The 15,743-nt window shown below is 54.8% G+C and carries 13 protein-coding genes; 3 read left to right on the plus strand and 10 right to left on the minus strand.

The window, feature by feature from the left end; translation table 11 throughout:
* Position 1: 1 nt before the first annotated feature.
* Both AC2FIT_RS17435 and AC2FIT_RS17440 read left to right on the plus strand, forming a co-directional pair.
* On the plus strand, positions 2-1,171 hold the full coding sequence (locus AC2FIT_RS17435) for a dihydrodipicolinate synthase family protein (RefSeq protein ID WP_496831305.1): 1,170 nt from the start codon (positions 2-4) through the stop codon (positions 1,169-1,171).
* Positions 1,172-1,176: 5 nt separating this feature from the next.
* Entirely contained in the window at positions 1,177-2,184 is a 1,008-nt protein-coding gene (locus AC2FIT_RS17440; RefSeq protein WP_496831306.1) for a LacI family DNA-binding transcriptional regulator, read from the plus strand.
* Positions 2,185-2,292: 108 nt separating this feature from the next.
* On the opposite strand, the gene AC2FIT_RS17445 is transcribed toward AC2FIT_RS17440, so the two are convergent.
* The 10 genes from AC2FIT_RS17445 to AC2FIT_RS17490 form a co-directional block, all read right to left on the minus strand.
* Positions 2,293-4,527 carry a CHASE2 domain-containing protein gene (locus AC2FIT_RS17445; RefSeq protein ID WP_496831307.1) on the minus strand — a complete coding sequence of 745 codons (2,235 nt, stop codon included), beginning with the start codon at positions 4,525-4,527 and terminating at the stop codon, positions 2,293-2,295.
* Between the two features lie 102 nt (positions 4,528-4,629).
* Entirely contained in the window at positions 4,630-5,673 is a 1,044-nt protein-coding gene (locus AC2FIT_RS17450) for a FecR family protein (protein ID WP_496831308.1), read from the minus strand.
* 423 nt (positions 5,674-6,096) lie between these two features.
* Positions 6,097-6,231, minus strand: a complete 135-nt coding sequence (locus AC2FIT_RS17455; RefSeq protein ID WP_496831309.1) for a hypothetical protein — start codon at positions 6,229-6,231, stop codon at positions 6,097-6,099.
* Positions 6,232-6,332: 101 nt separating this feature from the next.
* Entirely contained in the window at positions 6,333-6,989 is a 657-nt protein-coding gene (locus AC2FIT_RS17460) for an ABC transporter ATP-binding protein (RefSeq protein ID WP_496831310.1), read from the minus strand.
* Positions 6,990-7,772 carry an ABC transporter permease gene (locus tag AC2FIT_RS17465; protein WP_496831311.1) on the minus strand — a complete coding sequence of 261 codons (783 nt, stop codon included), beginning with the start codon at positions 7,770-7,772 and terminating at the stop codon, positions 6,990-6,992.
* On the minus strand, positions 7,769-8,902 hold the full coding sequence (locus AC2FIT_RS17470; protein WP_496831312.1) for a KpsE/RkpR family capsule polysaccharide export protein: 1,134 nt from the start codon (positions 8,900-8,902) through the stop codon (positions 7,769-7,771). Before AC2FIT_RS17470 ends, AC2FIT_RS17465 begins: the two co-directional genes overlap by 4 nt.
* A gap of 74 nt (positions 8,903-8,976) precedes the next feature.
* A complete protein-coding gene (locus AC2FIT_RS17475) occupies positions 8,977-10,980 on the minus strand; it encodes a capsule polysaccharide biogenesis protein (protein WP_496831313.1) in 2,004 nt (667 codons plus the stop codon).
* A 91-nt stretch (positions 10,981-11,071) separates the two neighbouring features.
* Entirely contained in the window at positions 11,072-12,457 is a 1,386-nt protein-coding gene (locus tag AC2FIT_RS17480; protein ID WP_496831314.1) for a glycosyltransferase family 2 protein, read from the minus strand.
* On the minus strand, positions 12,454-14,184 hold the full coding sequence (locus AC2FIT_RS17485) for a hypothetical protein (RefSeq protein ID WP_496831315.1): 1,731 nt from the start codon (positions 14,182-14,184) through the stop codon (positions 12,454-12,456). The genes AC2FIT_RS17480 and AC2FIT_RS17485 overlap by 4 nt, the downstream gene beginning before the upstream one ends.
* Entirely contained in the window at positions 14,181-15,524 is a 1,344-nt protein-coding gene (locus AC2FIT_RS17490) for a hypothetical protein (RefSeq protein ID WP_496831316.1), read from the minus strand. The genes AC2FIT_RS17485 and AC2FIT_RS17490 overlap by 4 nt, the downstream gene beginning before the upstream one ends.
* A gap of 24 nt (positions 15,525-15,548) precedes the next feature.
* Here AC2FIT_RS17490 and AC2FIT_RS17495 point away from each other — a divergent pair, with 24 nt between their 5' ends.
* On the plus strand, positions 15,549-15,731 hold the full coding sequence (locus AC2FIT_RS17495; protein WP_496831317.1) for a hypothetical protein: 183 nt from the start codon (positions 15,549-15,551) through the stop codon (positions 15,729-15,731).
* Positions 15,732-15,743: the final 12 nt, after the last annotated feature.

Below are 15,743 nucleotides of genomic sequence, written 5' to 3' on the forward strand. Positions count from 1 at the left end.
GATGACACTGATACTGCCAACCCCTGAAGGCGCGCTGCAACCTTATGCGTTGACCGGAACCCCCTTGGTGCCCCGTGCGCCGCAGGTGCCACTGACACGTACCGCGTTTGCTGCGGCGCATGTCGTCTCAGACCCGCTGGCTGAGAGCAACCCCTGGACAGGTCGTCCGGCGGTGGATTGGGATACGACACTCAGCTTTCGGCAGGGGCTTTGGGATCAGGGTCTTGGTTTGGCCGAGGCTATGGATACCGCGCAGCGCGGCATGGGTGTGGATTGGGATACCGCCCTGGAACTGATCCAACGTACAATGGCCGCTGCCCGGGCGCACCCGCTGTCCCCACGCGTGGCATGCGGGGCAGGGACGGACCACGTGCCGCTTGGCGCGCTGAACACGGCGGACGAAATCCTGTCAGCCTACGAACATCAGGCCGAGGCGATTGAGGCCGCCGGCGGGCAGCTGATCCTGATGGCGTCACGTGCTTTCCCGGCGATCGGCGCTGGGCCGGACATTTATCACGACGTCTACCGTGTTTTGATCGATGGCGCGTCAGAGCCAGTCATACTGCATTGGCTGGGTGACATGTTTGACCCTGCACTCAAAGGGTATTGGGGCAGCACGGATGTTGCTGCGGCCAGTGACTTTGTTCTGTCCCTTATTGCCGAGAACCCGGGCAAGGTGGATGGCATCAAAATTTCACTGCTGGATCAGGCGCATGAAGAGTCGTTTCGCAAGCGCCTTCCGGATGGCGTACGCCTCTATACGGGCGACGATTTCAACTATGCTGATCTGATTGCCGGAGATGGTACGCATTTTTCGCACGCGCTGTTGGGTATTTTTGCCGCAATCGCCCCAGCAGCCAGCCATGCACTTGAAGCTCTGGCGATGGGGGACATGGACCGCTACCACACGCTGTTTGCGCCTACGGTCCCTTTGAGCCGTGAGATTTTCCGGGCACCGACGCAGTTCTACAAAGCAGGTATAGCCTTTCTGGCATGGCTGAACGGTGCGCAGTCGCATTTCGTGATGCCCGGCGGTTTCCAGTCCAGCCGCGATATCTGCCACTATGCGCAGGTGTTCCGGCTGGCGGATCAGGCGGGTTTGCTCTTGGACCCGGATCTGGCAAAGGAGCGCATGACCACATTGCTGGTCCTGCACGGAGTAGACCAATAACCTGAATGCGTAGACCGACGATCATAGATGTGGCCAACAAGGCAGGCGTGTCGAAATCGACGGTCAGCCTGGTATTGCGGGGTGGCGCGCAGGTCAAGCCCGAGACCAAAAAGCTCGTCCACGCGGCGATGAAAGAAATCGGTTATGTCTATAACCGTTCGGCAGCCAATCTGCGCGCGTCCGGGACGGCACTGATCGGGTTGGTGATCAATGACCTGAACAACCCGTTCTTCACGGAATTCGCCACGTCGCTGCAAATGGCGCTGGGTTCGCGCGGCTATGCGGTGGTGGTGGCAAATACCAACGAGGATGCAACGATACAGGATCAGGTCGTCGCGGCGATGTTAGAGCACGGGGTCTCGGCCCTGATCGTCTCACCTGCTTATGGGGATGTATCTGAAACCCTAACCGCTTTAACGCGCGCCCAAATTCCTGTCATGCAGGTCCTGCGTCAGGTCAGCGACGATACCGCGCGCTTTCCCTTCCTATCCCCGGATTATCAAGACGGCGGGCGTGTCGCCACGCGCCACCTGATTGCGTCAGGCGCGCGCCTTATCGCATTTGTGGGTGGGCTGGATGGGCGACAAGTCACGCAGGAGCGGGTTTCGGGGTATTTGGAGGTGATGTCCGAACACGGGCTTTCGCCTTTGGTGCTGTCCGGCCGAAGCAGCCGGTCTTTTGGACACCGTACCGCTGTGCAATTGTTTCGCGACCATCCCAGTTGCGACGCGGCCTTGTGCTTTAACGATCTGGTGGCGTTTGGCATGATCAACGCCTGTCACGAAGCCCGCAAGGATATTGGCACTGATTTCCAGATCATCGGCTTTGACGACATTCAGGAAGCCGCCGAGTGTTGGCCGACCCTGTCCACAGTCCATTGCGGCGTGGAGGCGTTTGGCAAACAGGTTGCCGACACGGTCTTGGAGTGGCTGCAGAACGCAACGGTGCCACCGCCCAGTACCCGCACCGCAGTTCGCCTGATTCAGCGTCAGACAACGAAGCAGGGAAGGTGAAAGCACATTTCAAAAGGGCTTTGTGACAACGGTAGCAATAGATACCGATGCGCCAAGGGTCGAGAAGTGTAGATGGTGTTTGCCCGCTCAGTGGGTCCGGGTGCCGTCTTAGGCAGATGGTTTGCCTGCACGTTCGTGATGGCTAAAGATCAACTGCCCAGATTTGAAGTCTGACCGAAAATCAGCCAATCTGCCGGACAGGGCGTGGTAAAACCCGATCAGTCCCGGCTCAACCTGCCGCGCCTGCGCGACGCAATCCTCACAAGTCTTTTCGATTTGTTCCTGCGGGTGACGGCCCCGAATGGATTCGATCAGCTGTTGATGGGTTGTTTCCAATCTTTGGAAGGCAGGGGTTTCCAGCATCTCTTGGTTGCCGACCAGCACGAACACGGGCTCAAGGTCGGTTCTGCCTTTCAGGTCGATAAACCCGGCTTCCAACATCGCCATGTGGTTCCTCGTTTTCTCGTACACCGAAGTGGAAACGAGAATGTCATAGTCGACATGTCGGCAGCTTTGTTCGATCCGCGCGGCAACATTCACCACATCCCCGATTACGGTGTAGTTGAACCGGCGTTTCGATCCGATATTGCCAACGCAGGCCCGTCCGGTTGCGCAGCCTGTTGCCAATGCAATCGGTGGTCGCCCCTGCATCACCTCTGACGCATTGAAATTCACTAGGGCCTGACGCATCAACAACGCGGCTTCAGCCGCGCGGCGCGGGTGATCTTCGACTGGCAAGGGGGCATTCCAGAATGCCATGACCGCATCGCCGATGAACTTGTCAATAGTGCCACGCTCCCGCAGTATCTGGTCGCCAACCTGAGAGAATAACTGGTTCAGCAAGGTCACAAGATCGGTGGCCGAGACGGATTCTGACAACGGGGTAAAGCCCCGAATATCCGAGAACATAACCGTGATCTCCTGCGTTGAGCCGCCCAGTTGCAGTTGATGTCCGCTTCCTTCCATCTCATCCAGAATTTCGGGGGCGACATAGTGGGAAAAGATCTGCCGGATGACGCGCTTTTCGCGCTCAGTTGATACAAACAGATACCCTGCCAGCAGACCGAAATTGGCCATGCCCCCAAGCAGGGGAAAGGTCACATCGAACAGGACCAACTGGTTCTGAAACGCCAGCCAGCTGATACCAAGCACAACAGCCGCTGATGCTCCGCCTGCGACAAACGATGCCACTGCGCCAAACCGTGCCATGACGGCCGTTACCACAAGGCCCAAGATGACAAAGGACAGTATTTCAAGGGCCGCAGTGACGTCAGACCGGCTTAGCATTTCACCGGTCAGGACCTGTTCCAGGATCTGCGCGTGGATGGATACACCTGGAACGGATTCGCCCAACGGCGTCTGATGCCTGTCGAATAATCCCGCCGCCGATGTGCCGACAAAAATGATCCGCCCTTCAATTTCGGCGCGCAGGTCAGGGTTGTCCCCCGGCTGCATCACATCATGCGCCGATAGATACAGGTCTTGATTGTCACGTCTGTATTTTATCCAGACCTCACCATTCTCGGTCGTTGGCAAGCGAAATTGACCGATCTCGAGTGCCAGCATGATGCCGGCTTCGTCCGGTGTGCCCTCGACAATGATCACGGGCTCGCCCATGGCGACGCGCAACGCTTCGACGCTCAAACCCGGTAACGCACCGTCCGGCCCGCCCCACAAAACGGGAACTCGGCGCACAATGCCTGTTCCACCCAAGGGTGAGACATTGACTCCTCCGATACCTGCAGCCGTACGGTCCAGAGGAACTGCGGGTGGCGTCCAGTGAGGGACAGTGATCAGACCCGAGGTTGGTGCTTCACCGATTTCTATTATCCCGGCCAATGGCGTCACGCGCCTGCCATGGGCGGTTTGCCGGGCTGCCGCACCCAGAACGACAGGCCAATTCGCGATTTCCATCCCGAACATCATGTCATAGTCCAGATGCTTTGCGTGATGCTCGACCGTCAAAACACCTGACAGCGCCGGATCGTTCAGCAGTCGGGCGGGCGAAAACCTGTCTGGTTCGATAAACAGCATGTCAAAGGCGATAGCGGCAGCGCCATATTCGCCCAGGTTTTGGACCATCTGCGCCAGCAAAGTGCGGGGCCAAGGCCATTGCCCCCAAGTCGCAAGTGACTGCTCGTCGATATCCACCACGCGAACTGGCAAGTCAGGATTGTATTCCCGAGGTGAAATGCGCTGCAGAATGTCGAAGTAGACCAATCGTGTCATGCGCACAGGGTAAGGATCAAGGACCCGGATGAAGCACCCGAACAGGATCAGACCCAGCCCGACCAGCTGAAAAGCGCGTCTTTGCCCTGCGCGTTCCCTGGGCTTTCCGGTCACGTTTGCCTCCGATTATCCTGGCCAGCCCTGACGGGCCATCACCTACGGTACGCGTTTCAAGAACCTCGGCAGCGTCCGAACTGGCGGCATGAACAAGGGGCTTTACTGCCCCTGGCCGCTATTGCCCCCGTTACCACCAGCGCCGCCGCTGCCAGCCCCGCCACCAAAGCCATCTGTGCCGCCGCTGCCGATTGTGCCGCCACTGCCAGCACTTCCGCTGCCTGATCCGCCACCGATTGAGCCGCCTCGGCCATTCCCAGTGCCGCTGCCCGTTCCGACATTGCCACCTGTTCCGGAATCACTGCTGCCATTTCCGCCAATGTTTCCGCCGTTGCCGTTGCCGCTGCCGGTGCTTCCACCGACGCTGCCGCCATTGCCGCTGCCGGTGCTGCTAGGGCTGGTGCTACCTGACGACGCACGAGCCTCGTTTTGTGGCGCGGATGCAGCGGCGCTTTTAACTTCTCCCCGCTCAGGGGTAGAAGCACGCGTTTCCGATCTTTGCTGAAGTGGAGGCACGGCGTCCCGCCCGCAGCCTGACACATCTACTTGCAGCGGTACTTGCAACTGTTGTTGCGATTGAACAAATGGAAAGCCATTTTTCACCGCCTTTTCATAGCTTTCCTCGTCGGTCGGACGACCGATATTCCCGCTTTGTGTGGTGGCAAGAAGGCTGCATTTCCGCCCCGTTTCCTGACAATTTCCACTCTGCCCGCACATCTCGACACGACCCTGAAGAACCATCATGGCACTTTGCGTGCCTGGTACGACCCAAAGGTCAAATGTCGTTCCCCTAACGGCCATGGTCGCGGTGGGTGTCTGGATGGAGTAGGCCCGTTTTTTGCTTTTGCCTGAGATGAAGCGGAAGCTGCCGCCCAGGGCCTGAATTGCAAAGTTCTTGGCCTTCCTGTTTCCGCGCAGCATTGTCACATCCAGTTGCATGCGCGCATTTGGGCCAATCGCAATCTTGGTTTCGTCATCAAATACCAGTTGAACCAAACCGCTGCCATCGGTTGAGATGGCATCCCCGGACGCAACGGTCATGCCTGCGCGCAATGGTTGCGACTTCCCGGCACGGGTTATTTGCGCACCTTGTTCGACACCGATGACTTTTCCGATATTGGCTGCAACCGACGAAGGGAGCAGCAAAATACAACATATTACCAGTATAGTTCTTAACCAGGCCAAACCACACGTCCTTCCCCCACAGATAGGTACAGAGCGCATCGCGCCCGCCGCTCGGTTTGTGCCTCAAAACACTCTAAATACTGACTTCAGAATTAATAAATATATACAAATATGTCCTAAATACCGTGCCGTTTGCAAGGTTTTCTACCAAACCGGCCGAGTTTATTCGGAAAGACGGGGCATTTTGCGTGAAAGCTAACTAAGTGAAGAGGCAGCAGTTATCATGGCGTGCAGCGGACTTCCTTTGAAGAACGTGGAAGTGCAAGAATGGGGCGATTGTATTTTTGACGAACCCAACTACGGTTTTCATATTGAGTCACGAATTTGGGGTGAGTGAATAGAGGTTCTATCCAAAGCAACTTGTGTGCCCCGGCAACCTGCCACTTACCAACCTGATCTTGGCTCCAAAAACAGCTTTTTGCCCTGATCGGACTGCAACTGTGTGCGGAAGTCCCAGCCGTGCTCAAGAAGGTTTTCTGGCAGATCGGCTGGGACCAGCTTGGCATACTTCAGCGCCATATCCAGTTCATTCGTCTACCGGGCCAGTAACAGCAGTGCGACCCGCGCCACTGCGGGATGTCGAGGTGATCTTTGGCATTGGTTCGGGTGCTCACAATACCTCATCTTGTGTTAAGTTCCTTGTAGGCAAGAAGAAGATCATCCACCTGATCAAAGAACCGGATTTGGTCGCCCTCCAGTAGCAGGCCGCAGTCGCAATACTGCGCAATTGTGCCCGGAGAATGCGATATAATGATGATCTGGCTTTTTGCGAGTTTGTCTTGAAAGACGGCCTTGCTTTTTTTCTTGAAGTCCTCGTCCCCAACGGCTGTAATTTCGTCGATAAGATAGACATCGAAATCGATGGCCATGCTGAGCCCAAAGGCAAGTCGTGCTCGCATGCCGCTCGAATAGGTCTTGATTGGAAGACGTAGAGATCGACCCAGCTCTGCAAATTCGGTCACGTAGGAAATCACGCGCTCCGTGTCCTGCCCATAAATTCGTGACACGAAGCGGATGTTCTCGATTCCGGTCATACTTCCGTTGAAACCGCCGGCAAAACCCAGAGGCCATGATACGCGCGAGGTTCGGTAGACATGGCCAAAGTCCGGCGGCTCGATCCCGGCCATCAGGCGCATCATGGTCGACTTACCAGCGCCGTTCCTGCCCATGATCCCGACGTTCCGATTCACCGGGAACTCGAACGAAAAGTCAGTCAAGATCGTTTTCTTTACGCCCTTCACCCGGTAGAATTTACTGACATTATCAAAGGCAAGCATTCAGTACCTCGAACGCCGGAAAAATCGCTCACCCGCAAGGCCAAGTAGCAGCATGGCCGTGCCGACCCCGACAGGATAACAAACATCAAGTATCATTGAGTTGTAGTTCGAGTAAAACCCGTACCGGAACCACTCGACGAGGTGCAAAACGGGGTTCCATTGCAACACTTCTCGCGCCTGAGGTGGCAACTGGCTGGGGACGTAGAAAATCCCAGAGATGAAAAACAGCGGCCGCGTTAGGATCTTTTCAATATGGGTCCATATGTCCCACAAAGAGGAAATAACGGCGTTAAGTGTGCCAAACCCAAGTCCAAGAAGCCAGGTAGCATGGAAGGCCAGGATCACCTGCTCGGGCCTGAACGGAACTGAGGCCAGACCCAACGCGATCAAGGTTGCGTAGAAGATGGCCATGATGAGAGTGTAGGTTGCCGCGACTAGAAGGGCTCGTGCAAAGAGAGTGTCCACATCCTTGATGATCGGGTATGTCAGCAATGCCCGGTTCGCATCAAATACAGTCATAAGCTTGTTCGACAGCTCGTTGAAAAAGTGCAGGGTCAAGATACCTGTCGCAAAGAAAAGCGCGAGACTGGACCCAAACGGTGGCTGGCGATCAGCGATACTGAAAATGAACACGAGTAACCCTATACTGGCCGTCGGTGTAATGATCGCCCAAACATACCCGAATGGCGATGTACCAAAGGTCGCGCGGGTTTCCCGAAGCACAAGGCTCACGATAACCCGCGTCTGAAGCTGCAGAAGCTCTGACGTACCAACTAGCTTCATGTCAGATGGTCTCGCACCGAATAGGTGAGAAGGGCGCCGATACCCCAGATCGCAATCAAAGAAAAACCGATCACAAGGAGATTGCGAAGACTGCGGGGATACTCTGCGGACTCAGCAACCTGAGGGCGGAGATGTATGGCAAGATATCGTTGCTGTCGGTCCGCATCTCGTCGGGCTTGTTCCAGCGACACGAGGGCGGAGGCGTAAGCTTGTTGAGCGAGGCTGCGTTCCACTTCGAGCTCTTCGTAGAGCGCCAGTTGTTGGGTAACGGCGCTCACACCTGCTGTGCTCAGAACATCGTTCCCAATCGCCTGCCGACGCTCTAAGATTTGTGCTTCGAGCGCGTCGGCGGTACGACGCAAGGCCGCCAAGCTGGGCGCGTTGTCGTCGAGGGTCTCATGCAAGGCAGCGATGCGTGCATTCACATCAATGAGCTTTGCTTCAAGGCTCGCGATGAGTTCGATCTCTAGGGCCGCGCTTGCAGAGGGATCCACCGATTGCTCGGAAGCACGGAAATCCCGGATCGCAGACAAGGCGTTGCGAAGCCGGGCTTCTTGCAAATCGACTTCCTCACGCGCGAATCTGAGGGCGTCACTGCGGGCGTTTGCCGAAAGATCATTTACCAATGTCTGGGTTAACTTCAGTACAACAGCAGCGATTTCGCGCGCATGTTCTGGGCTGAAGGACTGCACCTCGAATTCGATTATGCCTGAAGCCGGGTCAAACTGTGTGTGAATACGCCTTTCCCAGTATCGCAGAAACTCTTCGACCGTTGCATTCGGCGCAAGCCGTGCAAAAAAATCAATCTCGTTGGACGAATAAGCACCTCGCAGATCAATTTGCTGATCCACTGCTTCCACCAATTCACGGCTGGCGAGATAACTAAGCACGATATAGGAGTCAGATGTGGTCGATCCGGAACTGGCAAGACCGGTCAGGGCGCCGATGCCGTCGATGCCAGCACTCGTGTCGATGCCTCGGATGGAGAAACCTGCGCGGGCGGCATAGCGGTCGGTGGCAATTGCCGCGTAATACACCGACACCAAGAAGAACGGTAGCAGCACGCAAAAAACGAATGACCACATCAGGTTGCTGGGTGCGTGTTTCTTTACGGGATGCACCGGGTCCATTGAAGAGGTATTGCTCAGCGATAGCACCCGTCCCTTTTTTGAGGATTGATCTGTGTTTGTATGAACCATCATCGCTACCTTCCTTTGAGCTTCAGCCAGGAGAGAATGGCAGCACGCAGAGCTTTTCGTTGCCAGGTTCGGGTTGCTGGACCGTTCTTTGCGATCTCCGCGAGTTTTTCCACGGCCTCCTCGGCCTCAACAAAGCAGTGGCGGTCGTAGTTGAAATACCGAGGATATTCGATAAGGGCGCCATACACCAACTCATCCACGGTCAGACGGCGTGTGCGGCGCGGGCAAGTCAGCCGGTCTTCTGTGAGGCCCCAACCCGCATAGAATGGAAGCCCGTGGCAGACGACTTTTGTACCTCGGATGAGAGCTTCGAACCCCATCAAGGAGGTCATGGTGTGAACCTCATCAACCTGCGCGAACAGTTGGCCCAGGGAAACGGGCTCCACAAGCAGTTCATCTGCGATGTCAGATGAGAAGTGCTCCCCCGCCCCGCGCATGCGTAAACCTGCAACGACATCAGGATGGGGCTTGTAAACGATGTAGGCTTCCGGGTTTTCATGCCGAACGCGCTTGAGCAGTTCAATGTTGGACTTCACGTCCGGCGAGCCAAGCCTAATTGAGGCATCAGTTTCGACCTGGCCGACCACGACGATCACTGGTCTCCGACTTTCGGGGCGGTTCCAAGCCTGTGTGCCCAGGTTGTATTTCGTGACGTCTAACTGAACAATCTTCGCGCGTAGCGCGTGGGCACGCGTGATCGACCGCTCATCCGGCTTTTCCGCCTCGAGAATGAGTTCCAGACGTGAAGGACGCGAGGCGTCGAAATAGATCCCGATATCATCAATGACCAAAGAAAGCGGTCGCACCAGATCTGCGCCAAGGCCCGAGGAACGTAAAAAGCCGTCCTCGATCCGCAGTATCGTTTTATTGGTGGATACGGACGGTGATGTAGCGCTTCCCCAAAGCGCTACAGTAGACGAACAGTGTTCGGTCGACGTTTTTCGGGGACCTGTTGCAAATGTAACGTCAGACCCCTGAAGAAAGCTCTTGATAAAGGGCCGTTTCCAGCGCGAAAAACCGTAGGCGATAATTTTCTGCGAGAATTCGGTTCTTTTGCGTCTCTGTAACCCAAGGAGCGTGAATGTTCGCTCTGCCGCGCAAGGCGCTTTCGTGACTGGGTCAATGTAGTGTGTATATCTGACAAGCGCCGCGTGTACGAGCTGCTCAAGTTGAATGGGATGCCTTCGGGCGGGTGCAGGTAATTCATCGACTGTAAGTCCCCACCCAGCGTAGAAAGGCATTCCAAAGCATCTCACAGGTTTACCCCAGATCAGCGCCTCGAAGCCGACCTGCGAGGTCACGGTGTAGACTGCGTCTGCATGTTCGATAAGCCGGGATGGGTGTGACACGTCTGCAAGGATTTGCACCCGATTGTTTGCGCGAAGAGCGGCAAGCTCGAAATATCCCTTCTTGCCACTGGTGACGACATCAGGGTGAGTTTTCAGGATGATGTCATGGTCTGGATATTCGGCAAGTGCTGCTTGCAACATGTTGGAGAAGCTTTCGTTCGTTGCCCCACCATAGACAATTGAGGCATCCCCGAAGGTCTGATCGCATACGAGAACGTAGCGCGCCGGAAGTTCACCGGAATAATCTCGTTCTGCATTGTACTTGGAAAGTCGTTGCGAGCGCCAGATTGCCATCAGCCTGCGCGCTCTCGAAATATCTGACTCTGAAAGAACTTCTTGCGTAAGTTGCTCCAAATCAGATGGAATGGTGGAATCGTAATAGATGCCGGATGTGTCCAGAACGAGAGAAAGAGGCTGATCATCACGTCCAAGCGATCGAAGAAACCCATCTTCAATAAGAAGGGCCTTTCGGCCGAAGCTCGTAGCCAAAGCAGTAGCTCGGCGACCCGAACATTTCCGGCCCCAGCCAAGCACCTTATCGCCCTTGAGCGCAAGCAGACGACTATAGAAAACAGGAGGCTCGCCAAGTATCGAATGTAACGCCGCCGAGCGCGTCAGTGCAAGGCTTGTGCAGGCATATCTTGTTGTCATCGGTGCCATAGCCGTCCGCATGCATTGCAGACACCATGACGGAGCGGACAGGAGGCGGGCACGCCATTTGCGAGTCGGGGCTAGAAGCCGCGGCATTTTCTTAGCCATCAGCGCAACCAACCGATCTGTGAAGCCAACGCTGCGTATAAGATTCCGTGTACGCTGTGCGGCGTGGATCGCTCGGCTGCCTTAAACCTCCGGTAGAAATGCACGCAGTTAATGATCCGAGCTTTTCTGCCGCGAAAGTCAATGGCTGGCGAAGTCGGAGCCAATGCCTTCTGGAATAATGATTGCGAAGACGAAAAAAGTACTCACTATCTGCTCCAAACCTTTCTTCTTCCCAAATTCCACACTCTCGTAGAACCTGGTTCTTCCTAAAAGTGAGTGAGCTCGTATTCAGGCGCTGTAGTGGGTAAACTTCACGCCGCGCAAAGATTCCATCCTCTGCAATTCTAACCATATCGGAAATCGAAAAGAGGAGACGCTTATCTCGCAGCATGGGGCGGACCTGACGCTCGATCTTCTGGACATGCGCAAAATCATCGGAATCATGAATGGTGACGAATTCTCCGGAAGCCTCCTTCAAAGCTGTATTTCTTGCCGCGTAAGCGCCATAGTTTCGTCGCAAATGTATTACCCGCACGCGCGGATCACTTTCCGCAAATTCTTGAGCGAGGCTCGCTGTGTTGTCGGTGGAACCATCATTTACAATGATTACTTCTAAGTTGAAATAGCTTTGCTGCAGAAGGGACGAAATACTCATCTTTAGGTCGGTTTCAGCATTGAAAGCCGGAACAATGATGGACACCAGAGGACCACTAAATGGTGAAGAATCATCGTCATTTTTGATTGAATCGAGACGAAAGTCTGATCCACGGTTCTTAAGACGGATGGCGGCCAAATCAAACTCAGCCATTTGTCGATTTACAGCTGCCAACTTAGCATTGGTAGTAAGGGCGAGATTTGCCTTGAGGAAAAAATGCCCAGCCACAACATCTCTACGCCGAGGTGGATTGCTTCGCTTAAATTCAGTACGGGCCAGGTCCTCTTTGCCAAGCACGAAGTGTGCCGCAGCACGCAGGTCGGATGTGTTTTCGATCCCTTCACACAGCTTTTGAGCAAGACTTGGGATAAACTTGACGACTCCGCGCGCCGCCTCGATGGCGTATCGCGGCTCTTTTTTTAGCTTTTCGAGATGTTCACTGACAAAAGCTTCGCACTGCTCAAATCGACCCATCGCAGCGAATGACAAGGAGATTGCTGCGATTTCAGGTGATCTTTTCGGCAGATAATCCTCCGCCAGTTCAACGACTTTTTGATAACACCCTAACCGATACCAAGCGTATATGCAGGCAGAAACGCTCGGTACGTTGGCATCTTGTTGCAACTGGATGACGCGCAGGTAATCATCTTTGCGCACTGCCAAAGAGGTTTCGATAGACCGGACAACACGGTCAACAAATTCTGTTGGGTTTATTGTAATCATGAATGTGGGCGCAACCGAAAGTAAGCCCGGACCATGAAAGATCGAGAATCCAGAAAGAAGGCTGTCCGATCACGCCCATACTTCTTGAACTTCTTTTCGCTTCGAACTAATTTTCGGACCAACCAAACCTCCAAAGCACGCTTCTTTTGTTCTTCTTTGGTCTTCATGTCCTCAATCATGCGGGTCAGCGTGGCGCTCTCTTTAAAGCGCGTTTGGCGCTCATTTGCGATCTCTGCCTTGTATCGCGTTTCCGTCTGCTTGGCGTGAGTTTGGGCCGTCTCCAGCGCGGCCTCAAGTGCCACCATGCGCGTGGTGAGATTCCTCACCTCAGTTCGCGCGTCCTCCGCTATTTTTGTTAGCTCAGCAGTTTCTGAAAACCTTACTTCTTGCTCGGATTTAAGCTTGTCATGAAGTAACGACTTCTCGCGCCCCAACTCAGATAATGCTTCCTTGTGAGTTGCCTCAAGCGCGCCGCGCGCCGCCTCAACAGTCGCCAGCTGATCTCGCAAACCATCGGCTTCCCTACGCGCGCTCTCCAACTGCTGTTCAGCCTCGCCCAGGGCCAGTTCGTGAGCCACTTCCGCCGCAACCCGCGCTGCCTCAACGGCCGCCAACTGATCTCGAAGGTCATCGGCCTCAGCACCCGCAGCCTCCGACCGCTGCTCAGCCGCGACCAGCTCCTGTCGATAGGCCACCTCCATTGCTGCCTGAGCGTTTTTCGAGGCGGCGATTGTGGCGTCGGCGGCCTCTAATTTTTCAACTGACAACAGTTCTTTCTCTGCAAGTTCATCTACTTCGGTCTGCAAATGGAACACTAGACCTTTTAGTTCAGTCATCTTGCGCATTTGCTGCGCCCACGAGTGCTGCAACTCCGTGATTTCTGCTTCAGTAGTCTTTCTTGAATCTTGCGCGGCTCTCGTGACCTTCTTCTGCTTCTCGACTTTTTGTTCGGCCTCGCAAGCCCTTTCTAGTGCGACCAAACTACTACCAAGGCGCCTAAAAACAGTTTCGACTTCGACCGGAGCGCGTCCTTGCTGAGCTGTTGCTAAAAGCGCAGTCAAACGCGGCGGTAAGTGGTCGCCAAGGGCAATCACCGTTAGTCCGGCGCCTTGGTGCAATTCAATGGATCGAACCGAACCGAACCGCTCGATCACCTGAACCGAAAACTCGTCTTCATAGGGAGAGCCACGAACTCCGTGCAACACAACCACGCCAGTCTCAGCTACCAATTGAAAAAGATCACTGAAACTGGGTAACTCTCCTGAGTTAAACCGTTCTAGGTCAATGAAAAGCAAATCTGTGCTGCCTCGATCAACATACGAAAAAATGTTCTTGATCGGATTGCATACGGTCAATTCAGATAGACCATCGTAGAAGTAATCGACGTGCTCGAGCAATTTCTTGGGAGGTATAGTCGTGACAGACTTGCCAGCCTCGTCTAACCAACGGTCATACCCTTCACAGCGTGCGCTTAGGTTAAGTTTGTCAATCGCTTGGCAGAATGCGAAATGAACGAGCCCGTCCCCTGCACCCAGCACGACTATGCGGCTTGGTTTAATCACGCTAGAGAGCCAGAAAAGGAACGGGATATGTGCTAGCGCCGGTGCGTTGCCGCGAAATCGCGGCCGCCAAAATAAACTAGGTAACAGCGCTAGAGAGAAAATCTCACTTTCAGGCAGTGCGGGGTAAGAGTGTTCCACATGTTCAGCTACGTTAGTTTTGCTCATGACCCATCCATTATTGCGGTATGTGCAACGTTCTTCGACGCGCTGGCCGCCTTGTTTTCTTTTGCTTCTAAACCTGCGAGGACCCACAACTTGTCGCCGAGCTTTTGGACGGTACAAGAAAAAAGTTTACCAATTTCGGCCGCTTCACTTTCGTCATGGGCGGTGAGTACAATCACAGGCGGATCGGTCGCAGTGTCGGCAATCGTCTGAACTGCTCCCAGATCGGCGCCAGCTCCGCATACGATCACTTCAGGGGTATACTTCTCCAGTATTGATACCGTGCCTTTATTCAATTCGATGCACAGAATTTCTGAGGGCAGACGCTGGGCAAGCAGCGCATCAATCTGTGCGCGCCGTGTAGAGTTGCCAGGAATAAACGTGACAAGACGGCGCGTGAACATAGCAGAAATCGTGGCAGACAGGTCCTCGTCGATATGCACGGAATTTCGGCTATCGCGCATTAGAGCGATGACCGCGCCTGCATCAGGACTTGCCAGCCAGGTCCCCCCTAGGCCGCCTTCATCTTCTCCGGCACGGGAGGCAAGGCGCGCCAGAAGCGACAGCCCTTCGGCAACAATCTCGTCGACCAAAGCAACATCCATACGATGCACGAACGGGTCGCCCGGTGCTGTTTGCAGGGCTGGAAATGCTGGCTCAAGTCCGAATTGTACACTTAGACGGCGGTTAGATGCTTCAACCGTGGCACGGTGCTGTGCCGAAAGCGGTACGCCCGGCACGGCAAAAAACGCCGGCGTTTCTTGAGTATGGTTTATCAAATATTCTGTCTTGCTTCGCAGAAGCATTTCGAATTCGAGTGCTTCATTTCTTCCAAGATGTTTGGTGACATGGTTCAATCGCCTCTTGCCCTCAATCAAGGGCAGGTATTTCTTGCGCACATTTGCTTGCATCGTTTTGGCCAGATCAGGGTTCGTAATCGGCAAACCACATACATCCGCAAAGGTCAGCACAAGGTCATTTCTTGCCTTAGCCGCATCGTAATTTACCACGACAGTCGATTGCGCGCGGAAAATCGCGGCAAGGTGCACGAGCCGTGCCGCATAGTCGAGTTGGCCAGCTTTGGCGCAATCGTCACAGAAGTCGGGAAAAGACCTTGTTTCGTTTGAGAACCCGCTCAGACAGTTCTCGATATATCGGGACTCGAGCCAACTTGCAGCATGGCGCAACACCGCGACAATCTGAACCTCATAGCCTGAAAAATAGTCCGCAAGCACCTGAAGCTCCAAATCGGGGCGGTTCACGAAAAGATTCTCGGCCGACAGCAAACAGACGGAATGCGGGGTTGCTTGGCGTTCGGTATCAATATCGCCGGTCTGGCCCACTGCCAGCATTCGAACCAATTGCAAATGTCCCGCGGTCCGCTCCTGCGCGAAGGGATTGGCGCGCGCGAAGCCGATCTCAGGCACCCATACTCCATGTGCCCGCAGGGCTACGCGCTCGGCGTCGAGGTAGTTCTGGATTGCGGTACTTCCCGCCTTGGTCTGGCCAACGTGCAGCAACAGCAAGGGCTTGGCGGTCGTTGCACTTAAGGTAGCTGATGA

This window comes from Ruegeria sp. YTSA135, assembly GCF_059610165.1.